Origin of the sequence: Streptomyces sp. NPDC020192 (assembly GCF_044388685.1) — a bacterium.
GTDB lineage: Bacteria > Actinomycetota > Actinomycetes > Streptomycetales > Streptomycetaceae > Streptomyces.
Map to the genome: position 1 here is coordinate 259,011 of NZ_JBIRXG010000012.1, position 20,505 is coordinate 279,515.

21 protein-coding genes are annotated in these 20,505 nt (G+C 72.6%); 13 read left to right on the forward strand and 8 right to left on the reverse strand.

Annotation, left to right across the window (positions count from 1 at the left end; all coding sequences use genetic code 11):
- Position 1 precedes the first annotated feature (1 nt).
- Complete coding sequence (locus ACH47Z_RS24190) at positions 2-868, forward strand: acyl-CoA dehydrogenase family protein (RefSeq protein WP_399076928.1); 867 nt, start codon at positions 2-4, stop codon at positions 866-868.
- A 566-nt stretch (positions 869-1,434) separates the two neighbouring features.
- Positions 1,435-1,923, forward strand: coding sequence for an ATP-binding protein (locus ACH47Z_RS24195; RefSeq protein WP_399077044.1), 489 nt, complete (start codon positions 1,435-1,437; stop codon positions 1,921-1,923).
- A gap of 285 nt (positions 1,924-2,208) precedes the next feature.
- Here the strand turns inward: ACH47Z_RS24195 and ACH47Z_RS24200 are convergent, their stop codons facing one another.
- On the reverse strand, positions 2,209-3,135 hold the full coding sequence (locus ACH47Z_RS24200) for a cyclase family protein (RefSeq protein WP_399076930.1): 927 nt from the start codon (positions 3,133-3,135) through the stop codon (positions 2,209-2,211).
- An 86-nt stretch (positions 3,136-3,221) separates the two neighbouring features.
- Here ACH47Z_RS24200 and ACH47Z_RS24205 point away from each other — a divergent pair, with 86 nt between their 5' ends.
- The 3 genes from ACH47Z_RS24205 (at position 3,222) to ACH47Z_RS24215 (ending at position 6,435) form a co-directional block, all read left to right on the forward strand.
- A complete protein-coding gene (locus ACH47Z_RS24205; protein WP_399076932.1) occupies positions 3,222-4,136 on the forward strand; it encodes an SDR family oxidoreductase in 915 nt (304 codons plus the stop codon).
- Positions 4,137-4,234: 98 nt separating this feature from the next.
- Positions 4,235-5,383 (forward strand): acyl-CoA dehydrogenase family protein, encoded by a 1,149-nt coding sequence (locus ACH47Z_RS24210; protein WP_399076934.1) that lies wholly within the window; start codon positions 4,235-4,237, stop codon positions 5,381-5,383.
- Complete coding sequence (locus ACH47Z_RS24215) at positions 5,383-6,435, forward strand: Zn-dependent alcohol dehydrogenase (protein ID WP_399076936.1); 1,053 nt, start codon at positions 5,383-5,385, stop codon at positions 6,433-6,435. Before ACH47Z_RS24210 ends, ACH47Z_RS24215 begins: the two co-directional genes overlap by 1 nt.
- Before the next feature lie 9 nt (positions 6,436-6,444).
- Here the strand turns inward: ACH47Z_RS24215 and ACH47Z_RS24220 are convergent, their stop codons facing one another.
- Entirely contained in the window at positions 6,445-7,455 is a 1,011-nt protein-coding gene (locus ACH47Z_RS24220; RefSeq protein WP_399076938.1) for a GlxA family transcriptional regulator, read from the reverse strand.
- A 71-nt stretch (positions 7,456-7,526) separates the two neighbouring features.
- On the opposite strand from ACH47Z_RS24220, the gene ACH47Z_RS24225 reads away from it, so the two are divergent.
- On the forward strand, positions 7,527-8,840 hold the full coding sequence (locus ACH47Z_RS24225; RefSeq protein WP_399076940.1) for an MFS transporter: 1,314 nt from the start codon (positions 7,527-7,529) through the stop codon (positions 8,838-8,840).
- Positions 8,841-8,937: 97 nt separating this feature from the next.
- Positions 8,938-9,480: a DUF1707 domain-containing protein gene (locus ACH47Z_RS24230; RefSeq protein ID WP_399076942.1), complete on the forward strand. Its 543-nt coding sequence runs from the start codon at positions 8,938-8,940 to the stop codon at positions 9,478-9,480.
- 16 nt (positions 9,481-9,496) lie between these two features.
- Here the strand turns inward: ACH47Z_RS24230 and ACH47Z_RS24235 are convergent, their stop codons facing one another.
- Positions 9,497-10,096, reverse strand: coding sequence for a flavin reductase family protein (locus tag ACH47Z_RS24235; RefSeq protein WP_399076944.1), 600 nt, complete (start codon positions 10,094-10,096; stop codon positions 9,497-9,499).
- A gap of 82 nt (positions 10,097-10,178) precedes the next feature.
- Here ACH47Z_RS24235 and ACH47Z_RS24240 point away from each other — a divergent pair, with 82 nt between their 5' ends.
- On the forward strand, positions 10,179-11,102 hold the full coding sequence (locus ACH47Z_RS24240) for a hypothetical protein (RefSeq protein ID WP_399076946.1): 924 nt from the start codon (positions 10,179-10,181) through the stop codon (positions 11,100-11,102).
- Positions 11,103-11,105: 3 nt separating this feature from the next.
- Here ACH47Z_RS24240 and ACH47Z_RS24245 read toward each other — a convergent pair whose 3' ends face one another.
- From ACH47Z_RS24245 to ACH47Z_RS24255, 3 genes are all read right to left on the reverse strand, one after another.
- On the reverse strand, positions 11,106-11,894 hold the full coding sequence (locus ACH47Z_RS24245; protein WP_399076948.1) for an enoyl-CoA hydratase/isomerase family protein: 789 nt from the start codon (positions 11,892-11,894) through the stop codon (positions 11,106-11,108).
- A complete protein-coding gene (locus tag ACH47Z_RS24250) occupies positions 11,891-14,113 on the reverse strand; it encodes an acetate--CoA ligase family protein (protein ID WP_399076950.1) in 2,223 nt (740 codons plus the stop codon). Before ACH47Z_RS24250 ends, ACH47Z_RS24245 begins: the two co-directional genes overlap by 4 nt.
- Positions 14,114-14,231: 118 nt before the next feature.
- Positions 14,232-15,404: a flavin-containing monooxygenase gene (locus ACH47Z_RS24255; RefSeq protein ID WP_399076952.1), complete on the reverse strand. Its 1,173-nt coding sequence runs from the start codon at positions 15,402-15,404 to the stop codon at positions 14,232-14,234.
- Between the two features lie 209 nt (positions 15,405-15,613).
- Here ACH47Z_RS24255 and ACH47Z_RS24260 point away from each other — a divergent pair, with 209 nt between their 5' ends.
- The 3 genes from ACH47Z_RS24260 to ACH47Z_RS24270 are packed head-to-tail and all read left to right on the forward strand — an operon-like array spanning position 15,614 to position 17,334.
- Positions 15,614-16,063 carry a DoxX family membrane protein gene (locus ACH47Z_RS24260; protein ID WP_399076954.1) on the forward strand — a complete coding sequence of 150 codons (450 nt, stop codon included), beginning with the start codon at positions 15,614-15,616 and terminating at the stop codon, positions 16,061-16,063.
- Positions 16,063-16,449, forward strand: coding sequence for a Zn-ribbon domain-containing OB-fold protein (locus ACH47Z_RS24265; RefSeq protein ID WP_399076956.1), 387 nt, complete (start codon positions 16,063-16,065; stop codon positions 16,447-16,449). Before ACH47Z_RS24260 ends, ACH47Z_RS24265 begins: the two co-directional genes overlap by 1 nt.
- Before the next feature lie 18 nt (positions 16,450-16,467).
- Complete coding sequence (locus ACH47Z_RS24270) at positions 16,468-17,334, forward strand: GNAT family N-acetyltransferase (protein ID WP_399076958.1); 867 nt, start codon at positions 16,468-16,470, stop codon at positions 17,332-17,334.
- On the opposite strand, the gene ACH47Z_RS24275 is transcribed toward ACH47Z_RS24270, so the two are convergent.
- Positions 17,280-18,236 (reverse strand): EamA family transporter, encoded by a 957-nt coding sequence (locus ACH47Z_RS24275; protein ID WP_399076960.1) that lies wholly within the window; start codon positions 18,234-18,236, stop codon positions 17,280-17,282. The two genes, ACH47Z_RS24270 and ACH47Z_RS24275, sit on opposite strands and share 55 nt — an antisense overlap.
- Before the next feature lie 68 nt (positions 18,237-18,304).
- Here ACH47Z_RS24275 and ACH47Z_RS24280 point away from each other — a divergent pair, with 68 nt between their 5' ends.
- Positions 18,305-19,165 (forward strand): LysR family transcriptional regulator, encoded by an 861-nt coding sequence (locus ACH47Z_RS24280; RefSeq protein ID WP_399076962.1) that lies wholly within the window; start codon positions 18,305-18,307, stop codon positions 19,163-19,165.
- Between the two features lie 144 nt (positions 19,166-19,309).
- Positions 19,310-19,810 carry an LGFP repeat-containing protein gene (locus tag ACH47Z_RS24285; RefSeq protein ID WP_399076964.1) on the forward strand — a complete coding sequence of 167 codons (501 nt, stop codon included), beginning with the start codon at positions 19,310-19,312 and terminating at the stop codon, positions 19,808-19,810.
- Positions 19,811-19,813: 3 nt separating this feature from the next.
- Here ACH47Z_RS24285 and ACH47Z_RS24290 read toward each other — a convergent pair whose 3' ends face one another.
- Positions 19,814-20,482 carry a pyridoxal 5'-phosphate synthase gene (locus ACH47Z_RS24290; protein WP_399076966.1) on the reverse strand — a complete coding sequence of 223 codons (669 nt, stop codon included), beginning with the start codon at positions 20,480-20,482 and terminating at the stop codon, positions 19,814-19,816.
- Positions 20,483-20,505: the final 23 nt, after the last annotated feature.

The window sequence follows — 20,505 nt, forward strand, 5'->3', positions numbered from 1 at the left end:
GGTGCGTTTTCAACTGACCGATGACCAGCGGGCGTTGCGGGATGGTGTACGAGGGCTGCTGGACCGGCGTTTCGGGCGCGAGGCGTTGCGGGCGGCCGTGGACGCGTCGGGGCGGCTCGACCGGGGGCTGTGGCGGGCGCTCGGTGAGGCGGGGTTCTTCGCGCTGCGGCTGCCCGAGGCGGAGGGCGGGGTCGGGCTGGGGACGGCGGAGGCGGTCCTGGTGTTCGAGGAGGCGGGGCGGGCGCTGGTGCCGGGGCCGCTCGTGGCCACGCACCTCGCGGCCGGCACCGTACCCGGCGCGGCGACGGGGGAGACGGTCGTCGCGGCCGTGGACGGGGAGCTGGTGGAGTGGCTGGCGGGGGCGGACGTCGTGCTCGGGGACGTCTCGGACGCCGTACCGCTGAGGTCGCTGGACCCGCTGACGCCGCTGCACCGGGTGCCTGCCGCCCAGGCCACGGACCCCCTCGCCGTCCTCCTCACCGCCGCCGAACAACTGGGCACGGCCGGGCGTGTGTGCGAGTTGGCCGTGCAACACGCCCGGACGCGGGAGCAGTTCGGGCGGCCGGTCGGAGCGTTCCAGGCCGTGCAGCATCTGTGTGCGGACCTGCTGGTGCGGGCCGAGACCGCGCGGGTGGCCGTGTACGCGGCAGCCGTCACCGGCGATCCGGCCGACATCGCCGCCGCCCGGCTGCTCGCCGACGAGGCCGCCGTACGCGGCGCGCGCGACTGTCTGCAGGTGCACGGCGGCATGGGTTTCACCTGGGAGGCGGACGTCCATCTGCATCTGAAGCGGGCCTGGGTGCGGGCCGAGCGTGGCGGTGGAGGTACACAGAGTGAGGAACTGCTCGCGGCGCGGCTGGCCAGCTGACCGGCCCGCACCGCCCTGGGCTGCGACGCCGGAAAAGCCATGGCCCAGGATGTTGCGGATCGTGGCGTACTGGCCATCACGGAGCGTTGATACCCGGTTGTGTCCTTCACGTGACTCGTCACGGCCTGGAGTCGGGCGTTCGCTCCGGTACCTTGTGTGGGATGCGAGTGGCCGCGAGCACGAGCCGAGCCGGCGAAGCCCCTGGGGTGGCGCCGGGTGGCACGGTGCGCACCGCCGCTCGCAGGGCGGATGCCGTCGCGGACACCGCTTCGGGCGCCGTCTGTTCGACTTCCCGGCACGAGCGTCGCACAGTATGCCGCACGCGTACTCCTTCGCGCTGGAATATGCCCGAAGCGCTTGTTGGCGTGACTGTACGTCAACCATGCTGTCTCATAAGGGAATCACGGTCCGTGATCCCTGCTCTGGCCGTTGTTCTGGCCATGCAGAAAATGGCTACGATCGTGGCCCTCGTCGTGATCGTCGTCGCGGCTCCCGTCGTGGCGGCAGTGTGGCGCGGGGACATGTGTCCGCCGGTTCGGATGGTGTGAGCGGTGCAGGTGCTTCAAGTGCAGCTGGAGATCCGGCCCGACCCCGCGGAGGTGGGGCGGGCGAGGGCGTGGGCCCGCTCGCGGCTCGCCGGGCTCGGGATAGCGGCCGACGAGCCGTTGGCCGAGACCCTGATCCTGCTCGTCTCCGAGCTGGTGACCAACGCGGTGGTGCACACCGGCCGCCCGGCCGTGCTGCGGCTCTCCCTGCCGGGCGCGCAGACCGGGTCGGCCGCCTCGGCCACGGTGCGGGTGGAGGTGGCCGACACCAGTTCCCGCGCCCCCGTGCCGCGTTGCGCCCGCCGTGACGCCACCGGCGGCCGGGGTCTGGCGCTCGTGGACTGCCTTGCGGATCGCTGGGGCTGGAGCCCGGAAGGCGCCGGCAAGAGCATCTGGTGCGAACTGGACCGCTGTTCACAGCCCCAGGAGGAGACGCCCCGGGAGGGCGCGGAACTGGCGTGCGGGGGCGGACTGTCCGCGTACGGGGGCCTGGCCTACGAGGCGGTGTAGGTCCCGGCGCACTGGTGCGCCGGGGGTGCATCCGTGCGCGGGTGCCGTGAATTGGGCGTACGTTACAAATCCCCGTACCGGCGTTGACGTCACGTGACCGCCTGAACACCCTGGTGGCGTCGATTCGCCGCGAGGGGACGACGAGGGTCAGGGTGACGGCGGCCCTCGTCGAGTGTGGGTCGCACCGGATGGCGGCGTGTGCGCACGGCCGTGGGGGAGACGCGCCCGTGGGGGGAGGCGCGCCGCCATCCGGTCCCAGTTCGGGCTGCCACTGCCGCCGTTGACTCACAGGATCGCCACCGGCGCCACCGGTGTGCCCGTCGCGCCGACGAACGGCTCCGGCATCGCCGACAGCAGGAACGCGTACCGTCCCTCTTCTCCACAGGCTGTGGACAACTCCTCCAGATTCCAGTTCTGGCCCTGGAGCATCCCCATCTCCACCAGGTCCAGCGCATGCACGGGCAGCCACAGATTGTCGATCTCGGGCGGAAATATCTCAAACGTGAGCGTGTCGTTGGCGACGGCGGCGACATCGCGCGCGTGGAACCACTCCGGCGTACGGACGGACAGCCCCGGCGACGGATAGCCGTACCCGTGCTTGTCCCCGGCCAGATACACCTGCACCTGCCCGGTCCGTACGAGCACGACGTCGCCGGAGCGGACCGTCGTACCGGCGAGTTCCTCGGCCGCGTCGAGGTCCTCGGGCGTGACCGCGTGCCCTCCCTCCAGCCGGTCCACGCCACGCGCGCGTGCCACGTCCAGCAGCACCCCGCGCGCGACGATGTGCCGCGCCTTGTCGATCCCGCCGAACTCGGCCCCGCCGTGCGCGGTGACCGTGTGCGCCGGGCGGCCGTTGTAGAGCTTCCCGGAGTGCGAGACATGGGTCAGCGCGTCCCAGTGCGTGCCCGCCTGCAGGCCCATCGTCACGGCGTCGTCGCTGCACGCCACCGTGCCGGGCCCGAACAGCTCCTGGTTGATCTGCACCATGGTGTGCAGGGGGTTGACCCGGCCGGGGATCATCCCGGTCTGCACCCCGTCCTGCCGGAGCGGGAGCGCGAGCGGGACGCGGCGGCCGGTACGGACGCACCCGGCGGCCTCGCGCACGGCCTCGTCGGTGATGAGGTTCAGGGTGCCGATCTCGTCGTGCGCCCCCCAACGCCCCCAGTTGTTCACGCGCTTGGCGATCTCGTGGAACTCCTCCGGCAGTGCCATCCGGTGCCTCCCCGGGGCTTGTGTCCGTGCGACCGACGGGCCATAAAATCTAACGGACCGTCAGAAACCGCGGGAAGGGGCCGGACGTGGGGAACTTCTTGGCAGGCAAGGTCGTCGCCGTCACCGGTGCCGGACGCGGCATCGGACGCGCGGTCGCGCTCGCGGCGGCGGCCGAGGGGGCCAAGGTCGTCGTCAACGACTACGGGGTCTCCACCGACGGCACCTCGCCGACGAGCGAGGTCGCCGAGGCGGTCGTCAAGGAGATCGAGGCGGGGGGTGGTGAGGCGGTCGCCGTCGCCGACGACATCTCCACCATGGCCGGTGGGCAGCGGGTCGTGGATGCGGCGGTGACGTCGTACGGCCGTCTCGACGGGGTCGTCTGCGTGGCGGGCATCCTGCGCGAACGCATGCTGTTCAACATGACCGAGGAGGAGTGGGACCCCGTCGTCGCCACCCACCTCAAGGGCACGTTCACCGTCTTCCGGGCGGCCTCGGCGGTGCTGCGCCGGCAGCGCTCCGGCACGCTGATCGGCTTCACCAGCGGCAACCACCAGGGGTCCGTGTCCCAGGCCAACTACAGCGCGGCGAAGGGCGGGATCATCTCGCTGGTCCGCAGCGCGGCCCTCGGACTGCACAAGTACGGGGTCACCGCGAACGCCGTCGCCCCCGTGGCCCGTACGCGGATGTCGGCCGGCGTCCCCATGGAGCTGACGGAGATCGGCGAGCCGGAGGACGTGGCCGCGCTGGTGGTGTACCTGCTGTCCGACGGGGCCGCCGCGCAGGGCATCACCGGGCAGGTGTACACGATCGCGGGGCCGAAGATCGCGGTGTGGGCGCAGCCGCGGGAACTCCGTTCGGTCTACGGGGAGAGGCCTTGGACGCCGGAACGGATTGCGGAGTTTCTGCCGGGGTCGGTTGGGGTGGACCCGATGCCGATGCTGTCCCAGCTTTTGGCGATGGAAGAGGCGGCGCGGAGTGGTACTCGGCCGAACGCCCAGTAGCTCGGGGTGTGTTGTGGTTCGGCGGGTGCGGGTTCGTCGTGGCTTGTCGCGCAGTTCCCCGCGCCCCTTCGGGGCGCGTTTGACCTGAGGCGGTTTTTATGGATTTCGGGTTCAGTGAAGAGGATGACGCGTTTCGTCGTGAGGCCCGGGAATGGCTGGCATCCCACGTCAACCAGACGTCTCACAAGCGCACATGGGAACGCACCCTCGGCGCCGCCGGCTGGATAGGGCTCGGGTGGGCCGAGGCCGGGTACGGGAACCGGACCGCCACGCTCACCCAGCAGGTCGCCTGGGCCGAGGAGTACGCGCGGTCGGGGGCGCCGGCGCGGTCCGGGCACATCGGGGAGAACCTGCTCGGGCCCACCCTCGTCGCGCATGGCACCGAAGAGCAGAAGAACCGTTTCCTGCCGCCCGTCGCCGCCGGGGAGGAGCTCTGGTGCCAGGGGTACAGCGAGCCCGGGGCCGGGTCCGATCTGGCCGGGATCCGGACCGTGGCCGTGCGGGACGGGGAGCGGTACCGGATCAGCGGACAGAAGATCTGGACCTCGCTCGCGCACGAGGCCGACTGGTGTTTCGTGCTGGCCCGTACCGAGCCGGATTCCCGGCGGCACCATGGGCTGAGCTTTCTGCTCGTGCCCATGGACCAGCCGGGCCGTATCGAGGTGCGGCCGATCCGGCAGATGACCGGCACCAGTGACTTCAACGAGGTCTTCTTCGACGGGGCACACGCACGCGTGGAGCATGTCGTGGGCGGTGAAGGGCAGGGCTGGCGGGTCGCCATGAGTCTGCTCGGGTTCGAGCGGGGGGTGTCGACGCTCGCCCAGCAGATCGGGTTCGCCGAGGAGTTGGGGCGGGTGGTGCGGGTCGCCGTGGCGACGGGGGCCGTGCGGGATCCCGTCGTACGGGAGCGGCTCGTACGGCAGTGGGCCGAGCTGCGGACCATGCGCTGGAACGCCCTGCGCACCCTCGGCGGCTCCGGTGATCCGGGCGCGCCCAGCGTGGCCAAGCTGCTCTGGGCGGGCTGGCACCAGCGGCTGGGCGAACTGGCGGTGGGGGTCCGGGGTGCGGCCGCCTCCGTGGGGCCGGCGGACTGGTCGGCCACGGCGCCGTACGAACTGGACGCGGACCAGCACCTCTTCCTCTTCTCCCGGGCCGACACGATCTACGGCGGCTCGGACCAGGTCCAGCGCACGATCATCGCCGAGCGCGTGCTCGGTCTGCCCAGAGAGCCCAAGGGAGCCGTGTGATGCGTGGAGTGGTGTTCGACGGCAAGCGGGTGCGGGTCGTGGACGATCTCGCGGTGCGGGAGCCGGGGGCCGGTGAGGTGCTGGTCGCGATCGCGGCGGCGGGGCTGTGCCACAGCGATCTGTCCGTGGTGGACGGCACCATTCCCTTCCCCGTGCCGGTGGTGCTGGGGCACGAGGGCGCCGGGGTGGTCGAGGCGGTCGGCGCGGGGGTCACCCATGTCTCGCCCGGCGACCATGTGGCGCTGTCCACGCTCGCCAACTGCGGCGCCTGCGCGGAGTGCGACCGGGGCCGGCCGACCATGTGCCGGCAGGCCATCGGCCGCCCCGGGAAGCCCTTCACGCGGGGCACGGCGGACCTGGTGTACCAGTTCGCGTCCAACTCGGCCTTCGCGGAACGCACGATCGTCAAGGCCGTCCAGGCGGTACGGATCCCCAGGGAACTCCCGCTCCGGTCCGCCGCGTTGATCGGGTGCGGGGTGCTCACCGGGGTGGGTGCGGTGCTGAACCGGGCCCGTGTGGACCGGGGGGACAGCGTCGTCGTCATCGGGACCGGCGGGATCGGGCTGAACGTGCTGCAGGGGGCGCGGCTCGCGGGGGCGCTGCGGATCGTCGCCGTGGACGCCGACCCGGGCAAGGAGGAGATGGCCCGGCAGTTCGGCGCGACCGACTTCCTGACCTCGGCGGAGGGCGTGCGGGACATCCTGCCCACGGGCGCCGACCACGTCTTCGAGTGCGTCGGCCGGGTGGAGCTGATCCGGCAGGCGATCGACCTCCTCGACCGGCACGGCCAGGCGATCCTCCTCGGGGTCCCGCCCGCCACGGCCGAGGCGTCCTTCCTCGTCTCCTCCCTGTACCTGGACAAGTCCGTCCTGGGCTGCCGCTACGGCTCCTCGCGCCCCCAGCGGGACGTCGCCCTGTACGCCGAGCTGTACCGCCAGGGGCGGCTCATGCTGGACGAGCTGGTGACGGCGGTGTATCCGGTGGAGGACTTCGAGAAGGCCCGGGCGGACGCGGAGGCGGGGCGGGTGGCGCGGGCGGTGCTGACGTTCTGAGCCGTATCCCTAGAAAACGACGTTGGCCGTCGTCCGGAACGTGCGCCGGTATGCCGTCGGGGTCACGCCCAGGGCCTGTTGGAGGTGCTGGCGCATCGACTGGGCCGTGCCGAAGCCGGACTCGCGGGCGACCTGGTCGATGGAGAGGTCGGTGGTCTCCAGGAGGTGGCGGGCGCGTTCGACCCGCTGCTGGGTGAGCCACTGACCGGGGCTGACGCCGACCTCCTCGCGGAAGCGGCGGGTGAAGGTGCGGACCGACATGGCCTCCTGTGCGGCCATGTCGCGCAGCTGGATCGGGTCGTGCAGCCGGCCGAGCGCCCAGGCGCGGGCGGCGGTCGTGGTCGCCAACTGCGGGTCCGGGACGGGGCGTTCGATGTACTGGGCCTGGCCGCCGTCGCGGTGCGGCGGTACGACCGTGCGCCGGGCCACGTCGTTGGCGACGGCCGTGCCGAAGTCACGGCGCACCATGTGCAGGCACAGGTCGATCCCGGAGGCCACCCCGGCCGAGGTCAGCACGTCGCCGTCGTCGATGAACAGCACGTCCGCGTCCACCTCGATCCGCGGGAACAGCCGCTGGAAGTGCTCTGCGTGGGCCCAGTGCGTGGTCGCCGGGCGGCCGTCGAGGTAGCCGGCGGCGGCGAGGACGTAGCCGCCGGTGCAGATGGAGGCGAGGCGGGTGCCGGGGCGGATGCGGGCGAGGGCGGCGGCGAGTTCCCCGGTCAGCCGGCCCTCCTCGAAGACCGGGCCGAGTTCGTACGACGCCGGGACGATCACCGTGTCGGCCTCGGCCAGCGCCTCGGGGCCGTGCGGGACGTGGATGGCGAAGTCGGCGTCCGTCTCGACGAGGCCGGGCGGCCGTACCGAGCAGGTCACGACCTCGTACAGATGCCGGCCCCGCTCGTCCTTGGGGCGGTCGAAGATGCGGTGCGGGATGCCCAGTTCGAAGGGGAGGAGGCCGTCGAGCGCGAGGACGACGACACGGTGTGGCCGGAAAGCCTCAGAACCCTCAGCGACAGTCATGGCCCGATCCTAGCGAATGCTGTCCTCCGGGCCACTCGATGTGCCGGACCGGAGACCGGAAGCTGTGTGACGTGACTCAGACAAGCCCAGCCGCAGCCCCCGCCCAGGCCGCTCCGCCCGTCCGGAGCCATCGCGTGCACCGCGCCTGGTTCGTCGCCGCCGTCACCTTTGTCACGATCATCGGTGCGGCCGCCTTCCGTTCCCTGCCCGGTCTGCTGATCGACCCGCTGCACCAGGAGTTCGGCTGGTCGCGCGGCACGATCGGCGCGGCCGTCTCCCTCAACCTCGCGCTCTACGGCCTCACCGCCCCGTTCGCCGCCGCGCTGATGGACCGGTTCGGCATCCGCCGGGTGGTCGCCGTCGCGCTGATCGTGATCGCGACCGGGTCCGGTCTGACCGTGTGGATGACGGCGGCCTGGCAGCTGTGGCTGTGCTGGGGCCTGCTGGTGGGCCTCGGTTCCGGCTCGATGGCGCTCGCCTTCGCGGCGACGGTGACCAACCGCTGGTTCACCGAGCGGCGCGGCCTGGTCAGCGGCATCCTCACCGCCGCGTCCGCCTCCGGCCAGCTGATCTTCCTGCCGCTGCTGTCCTGGCTGTCCGAGCACCACGGATGGCGTCCGGCGGCCGTGACGGTGTCCCTGGCGGCCCTGGCCGTGGTCCCGTTCGTCTGGATCCTGCTGCGCGACCACCCGGCGGACATCGGCGTGGCGCCGTACGGGGCGAAGGAGTTCGTCCCCAAGCCGGCTCCGGTGACGGGCGCGGCCCGCCGTACGCTCAAGGTGCTGTCCACCTCCGTCCGCACGGGCACCTTCTGGCTACTGGCCGGCACCTTCGCGATCTGCGGTGCCTCCACCAACGGCCTGATCCAGACCCACTTCGTGCCCGCCGAGCACGACCACGGCATGCCGGTCACCACGGCGGCCTCGCTGCTCGCGGTCATCGGGGTGTTCGACGTGGTCGGCACGATCGCCTCCGGCTGGTTCACCGACCGCTTCGAGCCGCGCCGGCTGCTGGCGGTGTACTACGCCCTGCGCGGCCTGTCGCTGCTCTTCCTCCCGATGCTGCTGGGCCCGTCCGTCCACCCGCCGATGCTCTTCTTCATCGTCTTCTACGGCCTCGACTGGGTGGCCACCGTCCCACCCACCCTGGCCCTGTGCCGGGAGCAGTTCGGCGAGGACAGCGCCATCGTCTTCGGCTGGGTCCTCGCCTCCCACCAGATCGGCGCCGCCCTCGTCGCCTACCTCGGCGGTGTCGCCCGCGATGTCTTCGGCTCCTACGACCTCGTCTGGTACGCCTCCGGCGCCCTGTGCGCGGCGGCGGCCCTGATGTCCCTGGTGATCCGTCGCGGCTCGGCGTCCACCGGGCTCGCCGTATCGCCCGCCTAGGGCGTCCCGGGGCGGCGCGAGCGATCCGGGCGACTCCCTGCAACGAGCCGTGCCGGTGCCGTGGTTCGCCCCTTCGGTGCGGCACTAGAGTGCAACGGTGACCTCTTCGTCGGAAGATCCGTCGACCCCGCTCAGCGAGGACGACCGTGAGACGGCCGTGCGGCGCCTGCAGGAGGCGTACGCCGATGAGCGCATCTCGCACGAGGAGATGGACGAACGTCTCGACCGGGTGCTCACCGCCAAGACGCACGGCGACCTCGCGGTGGCCCTGACCTCGCTCCCGGAGGAGAAGCCGGCCGCCACGTCGGCGATCGGCGCCGCCGGCGGACGGATCCGGCGGGGCGGCGTGTGGCGGGTACCCCGGGTCCTCAAGGTCGAGTCGGCGTTCGGAAGGGTGCGCCTGGATCTGTCCCGGGCGGTCATCGAGCATCCGGTCGTCGACATCGAGCTGCGACTCGGCACCGGCGGGGCCAGGATCACGGTGCCTCGCGACGCGATCGTCGAGGTCGAGGGGCTGCACACCGGGTGGAAGGACGTGCGCTACAGGACCCGGCGGAGTTCCCGCCCCGGCGGGCCGACCATCCGCATCTCCGGGGCCATGGAGTTCGGACGGCTCAAGATCCGCCACGCGCGGCGCTGAAGCTCCGTCCGGCCCCTCACCCCCGCGCGTCGAGCCGCGCGAACCGCCCCCGATGGAACAGCAGCGGATCGCCGTCCCCGGCCGTGCCCAGGGCGTCCACCCGGCCCACGACGATGAGATGGTCGCCCCCGGTGTGCACGGCGTGGATCGTGCAGTCGATCCAGGCGGCCGCACCGGCCAGCCGCGGCGAGCCGGACACGGGCGCCGCGTCGTACGCCACCCCCGCGAACTTGTCCGCGCCGCTCACCGCGAAGGCCCGGCACAGCGCCCCCTGGCCGGCGCCGAGCACGTTGACGCAGAAGACGCCGGCGCGGGCGATGCGCGGCCAGGTGGCCGACGTACGGCCCACCAGGAAGCAGACCAGGGGCGGTTCGAGGGAGAGGGAGGAGAAGGACTGGCAGGCGAACCCGGCGGGGCCCGCCCCGCCCTCGGCCGCCGGGGCGGTGATGACCGTGACCCCGGTCGCGAAGTGACCCAGCACCCGCCGGAACTCCCCCGCCTCCATCGGCGCCCGCTCGCCCTCCCGGACGCACCGCAACTCCGGCCGCGGCAACGGCTCCACGGCCCTCGGCCCCAGATACCGGACGGCGGCGGCCGCCGCCCCTGCGTGTCCCATCACGCCTTCCATTGAAGCTGACGGTACGTCAGATGGGAAGCCTGCCGGAGTGCCCCGTACAGGCGGCTCATAGGCTGCGATCATGGGCTGGGAGGACGTACGCGAGGGGGGCCGGGCCGCGGACCGGACGCTGCGGAGTGAGGTGGCCGCGGCGATCCCGGTGAACGCGGCGCAGTTGCCGACGGCCGGGCTGCTGTGGCTCGTCCTCAGTGTCACCCAGGACCAGTACGGCGCGGGCACCGGCGGCGCCTTCGGGCCGGCGCTCCTGCTGGTCTTCGCGCCGCTGCTGCTTCCGCTGCTGGGCCTGTTCGTCTCGCTCGTGCTGACGCTGCCCGCACTCGCGCTCGCCCGGCCGGCGCTCCGCCGGTTCGGCGGGCCCGAGTGGGCCTGGCGGCCGGCCGGAGCGGTGGCCACGGCCGTCGGCTGGGGGGCGGTGACGACGGCGCTGTGGCACTGGCCGTTCGCCACCACGGCCGCGGTCCTCACCGGCCTCGGCGTGCTGCCGACGCTCACCGTCACCCACGTCCGCACGCGTAGGTGGTCGCAGTGGGGCCTGTGGTGGCGCTCGGCACTCGCCTGTGCCGGCCTCTTCGCCCTGGCCTTCGGCGGCGGGGCCCTGGCCATCGTGACCGGCCTGATCGAGGAGTACCGGCCGCCCAGACTGACCGCCACCCAGCTCGCCGGAGTCTGGCGCGGTGAGAACGGCGCCGAGCTGCGTCTCGACCCCGACGGCCGGGCCCGCGCCCGCGCACTGCCGACCCGGACCGCGGACGGCTACGGGGCATCCGACCAGGGCTACACCGTGTGTGCCGGCTCCGGCACCTGGCAGCCCGACGCCGACGCGCACAGCACCGGCCGCGCCGGCGTCCTCCTGCACCTGGACGGCGACTGCGGCCTCGACACCCACTGGTCGGTCAGCGGCACCGCGTCCGCCCCCCGGCTGTTCGTCCTCTTCGGCGATCCGGACGCCGGCACCCTGCGGATCCTGGACCGCGCCGAGACCTGACCCTCACCGCCCCCGGAACTCCGGCCCGCGCCGCTCCACGAACGCCCGCAGGCCCTCCTGGGCGTCCTCGGTCGTCATGTTGATCTCCTGGGCCCAGGCCTCCGCCGCGAAGGAGGTCGCACGGGACGCGTCGAGGGAGGTGTTCACCAGGTGCTTGGTCAGGGCGAGGGCCCGGGTGGGGCCGGTGGCCAGGCGGGTCGCCCACGCGCGGGCCGTCTTCTCCAGGTCGCCGTCCGGTACGACCCGGTTGACCAGGCCCAGCCGCTCCGCCTCCGGCGCCGGGAGCGGGTCTCCGAAGAACATCAGCTCCTTCGCCCGGTGGGGGCCGACGAGGCGGGGCAGGAGGTACGCCCCTCCGGCGTCCGGCACCAGGCCCCGGCGTACGAACACCTCGATGAAGCGGGCCGACTCGGCGGCCAGGACCAGGTCGCAGGCCAGCGCCAGATGGGCGCCCAGGCCCGCCGCCGTGCCGTTCACCGCGGCGATCACCGGCTTCTCGCAGTCCAGTACGGCCGCGATCAGCCGCTGGGCACCCAGGCGCAGGACCCGGGCCACGTCCCCGGGAAGCCGTTCCCCCGTGCCGGCGCTGCCTCGCAGGTCCGCCCCCGCACAGAAGCCCCGCCCGGTGCCGGTCAGGACCACCGCCCGGATCTCCGGGTCCGCCGAGGCCCCGGCCAACAGCTCGATCAGCCGGTCGCGCAGGTCCGGGGTGAGGGCGTTCAGGGACTCAGGGCGGGACAGGGTGACGTACGAGACGTGGTCCTGCACCTCGTGCGTGATCCCCGGCGTCATCGGCACACCACCAGCGCGTCCAGCGCGACCGCGCCCTGTCCCCGGGGCAGGACCAGCAGCGGGTTGATGTCCAACTCCGCTATGTGGTCGCCGAGTTCCAGTGCCATGCGCTGGACCCGCAGGACCACCTCCACCAGCGCGTCGCGGTCGGCCGGCGGGCGGCCCCGGACCCCGTCCAGCAGGGCGCTGCCGCGCAGCTCGGCGAGCATGGCGTGGGCCTGGTCCTCGCCGAACGGCGGGACGCGGACCGCCGCGTCGTGCAGGACCTCCACCAGCACCCCGCCCAGGCCCACCGTCACCGTCGGCCCGAACAGGTCGTCGTGCGTCACCCCGACGACCGTCTCCACGCCCTGCTCGACCATCTGGCACACCAGGATCCCGTCCAGCGAGACCCCCTCGTAGCGGGCGATGTCCGTCAACTCGCGGTAGGTGTCCCTGACCTGGCTGGCCGACGTCAACCCGATCTTCACCAGGCCCAGTTCGGTCTTGTGGGCGATCCGGTCGCCGGAGGCCTTCATCACCACCGGGTAGCCGACCTGGGCCGCGGCCCGTACGGCCGCCGCCGCGCTGGTCACCAGTTGTTCGCGCGGGACCCGGATGCCGTAGGCGCGGAGCAGCTGTTTCGCCGCGTGCTCGCTCAGTTGCCGGCCCGGCCGCATCAGCGCCTCCGCCTTGCGGAAGGAGGGGGAGGGGGTGCGGGGGGCCTCGTCGAAGGGGGAGCGGTACTCACGTACGAAGGCGTGGTGATGCAGCCAGGCGCGGACGGCCGTCAGGCAGTTGCCGACCGTGCGGAACGTCGCCACCCGGGAGGAGCCCAGAAGGGTCTCGCGGTACGCCGGCTCCGTGCCGACCGGTGAGCCCCACACCACGCACACCAGCTTGTCCGTCTCCTCGGCGGCGGCCACCAGGTCCTGGACGAGCTTGTCGCTCAGCGGCGGGAACGGGCCGGTCACCGGGCAGATCAGGACCCCGATCGACGGGTCGGCGAGAAGCGCGTCGATGATCTTCCGGCCGCGCCGGTCGCCCACCGGATGCCCGCCGTTGTCCACCGGGTTGGCCACGCTCAGGTACTCCGGGATCCACTGGTGCAGCTCGGCCTGCCGCTCGTCCGACAGACGCGGCAGGCGCAGCCCCAGCCCGGCGGCCAGGTCGGCGACATGCGCGCCGGTGCCGCCGGAGATCGAGTACACGGCGACCCCGTCCGCGAGGGGAGCCCGCGCCCGCGCCAACAGGGTCGCGGTGTCCTGGAGTTCGTCGAGTCCGTCGACGCGTACGACGCCGTACTGGCGCATCGCCGCGTCCACCACCTCGTCGGCACCGGTGAGCTTGCCGGTGTGCGAGGCGGCCGTACGCGCCCCGGTCTCGGTGCGGCCCACCTTCACCGCGACCACCGGCACCCCGCGGCGGGCGGCGCGGTCGGCGGCCAGCAGAAAGGCGCGGCCGTCCTTCAGGCCCTCCACATACGCGGCGATGGCGCCGACCTCGGGCTGTTCGGAGAAGTAGGAGATGAAGTCGGCGGTCTCCAGGTCGGCCTCGTTGCCGGTGGGCGCCCAGTGGGAGAGCCGGATGCCCAGCTCCTGGAGCGCGAACACCGGGCGGCCCTGATGGCCGGACTGGGTGATCAGTGCGATCGCCGGGCCGGTCAGGTCCTCGCGGAAGTGCTCGAAGGCGTTCAGGTTGGTGTTCGGGCCGAGGAGCCGGATCCCCGAACGGCGCACCGCGTCCGCCAGCCGCTCCTGCGCCTCGGCGCCCGCCTCGCCGGTCTCGGCGAAGCCGGAGGCGAAGGCGACCGCGAACCTCACCTTCGCGTCGGCCAGTTCCTCGATCACCGGCAGCGGATCGGCCACCAGCAGCACCGCCAGATCGACCTGGCCGGGCGGCAGTTCGGCGACGGAGGCGGCGCAGGGGATGCCGAAGACCGACGGGCGGGTCGGATGCACCGGGTGCACCCGCGCCCCCATCCGTTCGGCCCAGGCCAGGAGCTGCCGGGTGATGCCGGTGTTCGGCCGGCCCGCCACGTCCGAGGCGCCGATCACGGCGACGGACTCGGGCCGGAAGAAGCGGGTGAGGTCCGGTACGTCCGCGTAGAGCGGGCGCCCGCTGACATCCAGGTCGTCGACCCGGTCGTGGACGACGGGTCCGGGCCGCTGCTCGCCGCAGGCGATGACCCGGGCCCGGCGGGAGTCGGTGGTGAGGGTGCCGTGGGTTGATCCAAGCATCGGTCCGCCCGCTCCTGTGAGACAGCACAAGTAAACTGACGCAGTGTCAGATTACTGAACTGACGCACTGTCAGGAACTGGTCGGACATTCAAAGTTACCGGCGGGTGCGAGCCCCTGTCAGCGCAGACGTCTGGCCGTCGCCTTCGCGATCTTCCCGGCGTCCAGCGCCATCTCCCGGAACATGCCGCTGATCGGGTTGGTGAACCCGGTGAAGTAGAGACCGGGCGCCTGCGCGGGCGTACGGCCGCCGTGCACGACCGGTCTGCCGCGCCCGTCGAGGACGTCGAGATGCCCGACCAGCCCCTCCAGCGCCCGTGCGTATCCCGTCGCCGCGATCACCGCGTCCGGTTCGATCCGGCTGCCGTCGGCGAGAGCCACCTTCCCGTCCTCGAAGGACTCGACGGCGGCCACGATCTCCACCTTGCCCGTGCGCACGGCGTCGATCAGGCCGACGTCCTGCACCGGGATCGCCCCCTGCCTGACCCTGCTGTACAGGCCGGTGTCCGGGCGTGGCAGCCCGTGGGCCGTGAGGTCCGGCATGGTCGCCTTCGCGAACGGTCCGGCCAGCCGGTCCACGAGGCCCACCGGCAGCCGTCGTACCAGCACGCCCGTGTACTGGGCGGCCCAGCCGAGCGTCGAGCGGCGCAGGATGTGCGGGGCGGTGCGCACGGCCAGCCGTACCCGCGCGGCCCCGCCCTCCACCAGGTCCACGGCGATCTCGGCGCCGGTGTTGCCGATCCCGACGACCAGCACGTCACGGCCCGCGTACGGCTGCGCGTTGCGGTAGCGGCCCGCGTGCAGCAGCTCGCCGGTGTACTCGTCACGGCCCGGCCAGTCGGGCAGCGACGGGGTGTGGTTGTAGCCGGTGGCGACGACCACCGCGCTGCCGGTCAGCTCGCGGCCGCCGGAGGCGTGCAGCAGCCAGCCGTCCGCCGCCCTCTCGATCCGGAACACCTCGACCCCGGTGACGATCTCCAGCTCGTGGCGCTCGGCGTACTTCTCCAGGTAGCGCACCACGTCGTCCCGGGCCACCCAACGCCCGAACCTCCGGGGGATCTTCAGTCCCGGCAGCGCGGACAGCCGCCGGGTCGTGTGCAGCCGGAGGCGGTCGTAGTGGCCCCGCCACGAGGCGCCCACCCCGTCCGCCTTCTCCAGGACCACCGCCCGTATGCCCCGCGCCCGCAGCGCGTACGCGGCGGCCAGACCGCCCGGACCCGCGCCGATGACGTAGACCGGGCGGTCGGCGGGGGTGGCGGAGAGCGGTGCGGACGCGGAACGGGAGTCGGTCATGCTCGGAGCGTAATCACCCACCCGCTTGATGGGTCTCGGTCAAGACCGGAATTGGTTGCGGATTGATCACGTGTGTGGAGAAGTGGGCGCGACAGGTGACGTAGCCCACATGGATCCGGAGGGAACGTGTGGGGTGGGCCGGCCGCCCCTTCTTGGTGCAGTGGACTCACGGGTGGGCTTTACGCGGTATCTGACGTACCGTCAGATCCATGGACTCCATAGGGCTGGACGGCGCTCAGTGGCTGGCGGTGCTGCGGATCGGCCTCGGGCTGTGGTGGCTGGAGAGCTGGCGGCACAAGGACAAGAAGGCCTGGTTCGAGCGGGGCAGCGGGATCGCGTGGGCGGCGGAGATCGCGGAGAAACACCGGTGGGCGGTGGTGCGGAGTGGCTTCGAGGCGACGGTGAAGCCGCGTCCGAAGCTGATGGCGTACGTCGTCGCGTACGCCGAACTCTCCCTCGGCCTCGGCCTGGTCCTCGGCTTCCTGACCCCGGTGGCGCTGATCGGCGGCCTGCTGCTGAACCTCATCTACTTCGTGCTGATGATCCATGACTGGGCGGAGCAGGGGCAGAACTCGATGATGGCGCTGATCTGTGTGGTCGGCTTCTTCGGGATGTCCTGGCAGAGCTGGTCGCTGGATGCCTGGCTGGGGTGGTTCTGATGCGTGCCGACCTGCCGGAGATCGACGCCTTCACGCGTCCGTACTGGGAGGCGGCCGCGGAGGGCCGGCTGCTGATCCGGCGCTGCGGGGCGTGCGGCCGGGCCCACCACTACCCGCGCGAGTTCTGCCCGCACTGCTGGAGCGAGGACGTGACCTGGGAGGAGGCGAGCGGCCGGGCCGTCCTCTACACCTGGTCCACGGTCCACCGGAACGACCTGCCGCCCTTCGGTGAGCGCACGCCGTACGTCGCCGCCGTGGTCGACCTGGCGGAGGGGCCGCGGATGATGACGGAGATCGTGAACTGTGCGGAGGGCGCGCCGGCGGCCGGGATGGCGCTGCGGGTGACGTACCGGGACGGAAAACCGGTGTTCGAGCCCGGTGGCTGAGCCCGATCATGGGGGCGCATGAGCCCCGAGAACTGGTATCTCACCGAAGACCTCGACGAGTTCCTCGCCCGCGCGGGCGACTTCCTGCACTCCCGCCCGGCGCTGCACACGGTGGCGCTGAGCGTGACGGACGCGCTGCGGCGCCGCGGAGCGCACTACTTCGGCCCAGAGGATGCCGTCTTCGGCATCCTGGACGACGGCGTGGTCCGCGCGGTTCTGATCCACACGCCGCCCTTCCACGTCCATGTCACCGCGCTCACCCCGCAGCAGGCCGACGCGCTCGCAGCCCGCTTCACAGAGCTGGACCATCCGGTCCCCGGGCTCTCCGGACCGCTCGAGACGGCGGAGGCCTTCGCGGCGGCCTGGCAGCGGCGCACCGGCACGGCGGGCACGGTCACTCAGCTTCAACGGCTGTACCGGCTCGGCGAGTTGACCTTTCCCGAGCCCCGGCCGGAGGGGCGGGCGCGGATCGCCGAGCCCGTCGACCGCGAGCTGCTGATCCGCTGGAAGCTCGCGTTCGACGAGGACACCGGCCACGGCGTCGGCCAGGACCCGGCCCGGTGGGCCGATGCCCGCATCGCCGAAGGCGGCATCACCCTCTGGGAGACCCCGGACGGCACCCCCGTCTCCCTGGCCGGAGTGACCCCGCCGAGCGCCGGCCAGGTCCGCGTCGCCCCGGTCTACACCCCGCCCGAGCTGCGCGGCCGGGGCTACGCGGGCGCGGTCACGGTGGAGGTGAGCCGGGTCGCGCGGGAGGCGGGGGCTGCGGAGGTCGTCCTTTTCACCGATCTTGCCAATCCGACGAGCAACGGCCTGTACCAGCGGATCGGCTACCGGCCGGTGGCGGACTTCGCGGTGTGGGGGTTCGGGACGGAGGGAGGCTGACGGCGACCCGACCGTACCGCCCCCGCGCTCGCCGCGATCACCAGCGTGATCGCCAGGCACTGCGCGGGGGACAGGGTCTGGTCCAGGACCAGGAAGCCGGCCAGGGCGGCGAGGGCGGGGGAGAGGCTGGTCAGGACGGCGAAGGTGGCGGCGGGCAGGCGGCGCAGGGCCAGGAGTTCCAGGGTGTACGGCAGGCCCGAGGAGAGCAGGGCGACGGCCAGACCGAGGCCCAGGACCCGCGGCTGAAGCAGCGTGGTCCCGGCGGATGCGACGCCCGGCGGCAGGCTCAGCAGGGCGGCCACGGCCATCGCCAGGGCCAGCCCGTCCAGGCGGAGAAAGCGGGCGCCGGTACGGGAGTTGAGGACGATGTACGCCGCCCACAGCGCCCCTGCGCCGAGCGCGAACGCCGCGCCCGTCGGGTTCAGCCGCCCGAGCCCCTCCTGTCCGAGCAGCAGCACGCCCGCGAGCGCCAGCCCGGCCCACAGCAGGCTCACCGCCCGGCGCGCGGCCACCACGGACAGGGCCAGCGGGCCGAGGACCTCCAGGGTCACCGCCGGGCCCAGCGGCATCCGGTCGATGGCCTGGTAGAAGAGGAGGTTCATGCCGCCGAGCGCCAGCCCGAAGCCGACCACCACCGCCCAGTCGCCACGGCCGTACCCGCGCAGGCGGGGCCGGCACACGGCCAGCAGCAGTACGGCCGCGAGCGTCACCCGCACCGCCACCACCCCGAGCGCCCCGGCCCGCGGGAAGAGCAGCGCGGCGCAGGCGGAGCCGAACTGCACCGAGAGCGCCCCGGAGAGCATGAGCCCGATGCCGGTGAGGCTGCCGGTGCCGACACCCGTGATCCGCGGCATGGCCGGCTGCGGCGCCGGGGTCTTTGCCCGGGAGGTCAGGTTCGTCATGGCCCCACGCTAGGAAGCCGCACGCGGCCCGTGAAATGCCGATCGAACCGCGCTTATGCTTGACAGGCATGACCATCGAGCTGCGCCATCTGCGGGCCTTCCTCACCATCGCCGAGGAGGGCACGATCACGCGCGCCGCGGCCCGGCTGCACATCGGCCAGCCCGCGCTGTCCCGCACCCTGCGCCAGCTGGAGAACCATCTCGGGGTGCGTCTGGTCGACCGTTCCACGCACCACCTGGAGCTGACGCCCGCCGGGCACCGGTTCCTGGACCGGGCCGCCGCCGCGCTGGCCGCCGTGGACACCGCCCTCGACCCCGGCACGCTCACCACGCTGCCGCTGCGGCTCGGGCACCCCTGGGCGGCGCTCGGCGGGCTCACCGTCCCGTTGCTGCGCCGCTGGGACGAGGAGCACCCCGATGTGCCGCTCCAGCTGCGCCGCGTCGACGACCGTACGGCCGGGCTGACCCGGGGCAAGGTCGACGTGGCGCTGCTGCGGGGCGCGGTGACGGCGCCGGGGCTCGGGACCGAGCTGCTGCTGGAGGAGGAGCGGATCGCGGTCGTCCCCGCGGACAGCGACCTCGCCGCCCGCGCCGAGCTGTCCCTCGCCGACCTGGCGTCGTGGCCCATCGCCCTCAACACCGTGGCCGGCACGACCACGCTCGACCTCTGGCCCGCCGGGGCGCGGCCCACGGCGACGATCGAGGTCACCAACACCGACGAGTGGCTGACGGCCATCGCGGCCGGCCGTGCCGCGGGCATCACGACGACGGCGACACCGGGGGTGCACACGCATCCGGCGATCGCCTTCCGGCCGCTGACGGACGCCCCGCCGGTGCCGCTGCTGCTGGCTTGGCACCGGGGTGCTCCGACGCATCCGGCGATCCCGGATCTGGTCAGGCTGGTGCGGGAACTGGTGGCGGAGGCCTGACAAACGCCCACGGTGGGAGCGTGTTGAGCCGACGGCGCCGCAACTCCCGTTTGCGGTTGCCGCGCTCGGCGAGGAGTGCTGCGATGGAAGTAGTCCGAAGGGCCATGCGACCACGCAGGGCCGGAACCGGAACGGGGTCAGACGATGTCTCCGATCGACGACAAATGGCAGACAATCCAGTGGATCGGGCCTCCGGTGGATGCCGGTGGGGGAATCAACGAGGCTCCCAATCCTGACGGGCGCGGCCGTTCACGCGACTTCCAGAACGGAACGATCGAATGGTCGCCGCAGACCGGTGCCCACGAAGTGCACGGTGCGATCCGTGACCACTACGCACAACTCGGCGGGCCTGAGGGTCTCTTGGGTTACCCGCTGACCGACGAGACCGGCACTCCGGACGACATCGGGCGCTACAACCACTTCGAGAACGGTTCGATCTACTGGACCCCTGACACCGATGCCCACGAAGTGCACGGGGCTATCCGTGACTACTGGGCACAGCACGGCTGGGAGCGCAGCCGGATGGGATACCCGCTTTCGGACGAGAGCGGCCCTTCCCCTGTGGACCGGTCCAACAGGTTCGTGGGAGGGATCCTCAGCTGGACCCCGGCTGGTGGTGTGCGCGAGGAAGTCCAAATCGACTGACCGTTACGGCCAGAGCAGCGTCCTGCTCCACCCGAACTCCGTGCTCCGGTACTCCAGGCGTACGTGCCGTCGGTCCGGATCGCCCTGGAAGAACTCCACCGTCTCGGGGTGCAGTCGGTACAGGGTCCAGGTCGGGGACGGCTCGGCCGGGTTCGCGCGGGCGCGGTCCCAGGCCTCCTCCGAGGCGCGGCGCAGCTCCTCGACCGAGGGCAGCTCCTCGCTCTGCCGGCCGGTGAGCGCCGCGGCCAGTGCGCCCGTCGAGCGGGCGTGCAGGTCGGCCTGGCTCTCCGTCGAGGGCGCCGCCGTCACCGGGCCGCGCACCCGCACCTGGCGGCCCAGCACCGGCCAGTACAAGGCCAGCGCCGCGTACGGGTGGGCGGCCAGGGCGCGGCCCTTGCGGCTGGTGCGGTGCGTGGCGAAGGTCCAGGCGTCCGGGTCCGCGCCGTGCAGCATCACGATCCGTACGTCGGGCCGCCCCTCCTCGTCCACGGTCGCCAGTGACATCGTGTGCGGCTCCGACTGCCCGGCCGCCACCGCGTCCGCGAACCAGCCGGTGAACAGCGCGAGCGGGGTCGGCGGGGCCGAGTCCGGGTCGAAGGGGCGTAGCTCGGTCGTCTCTGGGGCCCAGACCCGCAGGGACCGGAGCAGCTCGTGGAGATCGTGCTGTGGCATGGGGCGAGTATCACCCGGTGCGC

Excerpts from the sequence above, each read along its gene's own strand:
- ACH47Z_RS24200 (WP_399076930.1), bottom strand. The coding sequence starts at position 3,135 with ATGGCACTGCCGGAGGAGTTCCACGAGATCGCCAAGCGCGTGAACAAC.
- ACH47Z_RS24210 (WP_399076934.1), top strand. The coding sequence starts at position 4,235 with ATGGATTTCGGGTTCAGTGAAGAGGATGACGCGTTTCGTCGTGAGGCC.
- ACH47Z_RS24215 (WP_399076936.1), top strand. The coding sequence starts at position 5,383 with ATGCGTGGAGTGGTGTTCGACGGCAAGCGGGTGCGGGTCGTGGACGAT.
- ACH47Z_RS24220 (WP_399076938.1), bottom strand. The coding sequence starts at position 7,455 with ATGACTGTCGCTGAGGGTTCTGAGGCTTTCCGGCCACACCGTGTCGTC.
- ACH47Z_RS24235 (WP_399076944.1), bottom strand. The coding sequence starts at position 10,096 with ATGGGACACGCAGGGGCGGCGGCCGCCGCCGTCCGGTATCTGGGGCCG.
- ACH47Z_RS24240 (WP_399076946.1), top strand. The coding sequence starts at position 10,179 with ATGGGCTGGGAGGACGTACGCGAGGGGGGCCGGGCCGCGGACCGGACG.
- ACH47Z_RS24245 (WP_399076948.1), bottom strand. The coding sequence starts at position 11,894 with ATGACGCCGGGGATCACGCACGAGGTGCAGGACCACGTCTCGTACGTC.
- ACH47Z_RS24250 (WP_399076950.1), bottom strand. The coding sequence starts at position 14,113 with ATGCTTGGATCAACCCACGGCACCCTCACCACCGACTCCCGCCGGGCC.
- ACH47Z_RS24255 (WP_399076952.1), bottom strand. The coding sequence starts at position 15,404 with ATGACCGACTCCCGTTCCGCGTCCGCACCGCTCTCCGCCACCCCCGCC.
- ACH47Z_RS24260 (WP_399076954.1), top strand. The coding sequence starts at position 15,614 with ATGGACTCCATAGGGCTGGACGGCGCTCAGTGGCTGGCGGTGCTGCGG.
- ACH47Z_RS24265 (WP_399076956.1), top strand. The coding sequence starts at position 16,063 with ATGCGTGCCGACCTGCCGGAGATCGACGCCTTCACGCGTCCGTACTGG.
- ACH47Z_RS24270 (WP_399076958.1), top strand. The coding sequence starts at position 16,468 with ATGAGCCCCGAGAACTGGTATCTCACCGAAGACCTCGACGAGTTCCTC.
- ACH47Z_RS24275 (WP_399076960.1), bottom strand. The coding sequence starts at position 18,236 with ATGACGAACCTGACCTCCCGGGCAAAGACCCCGGCGCCGCAGCCGGCC.
- ACH47Z_RS24280 (WP_399076962.1), top strand. The coding sequence starts at position 18,305 with ATGACCATCGAGCTGCGCCATCTGCGGGCCTTCCTCACCATCGCCGAG.
- ACH47Z_RS24285 (WP_399076964.1), top strand. The coding sequence starts at position 19,310 with ATGTCTCCGATCGACGACAAATGGCAGACAATCCAGTGGATCGGGCCT.
- ACH47Z_RS24290 (WP_399076966.1), bottom strand. The coding sequence starts at position 20,482 with ATGCCACAGCACGATCTCCACGAGCTGCTCCGGTCCCTGCGGGTCTGG.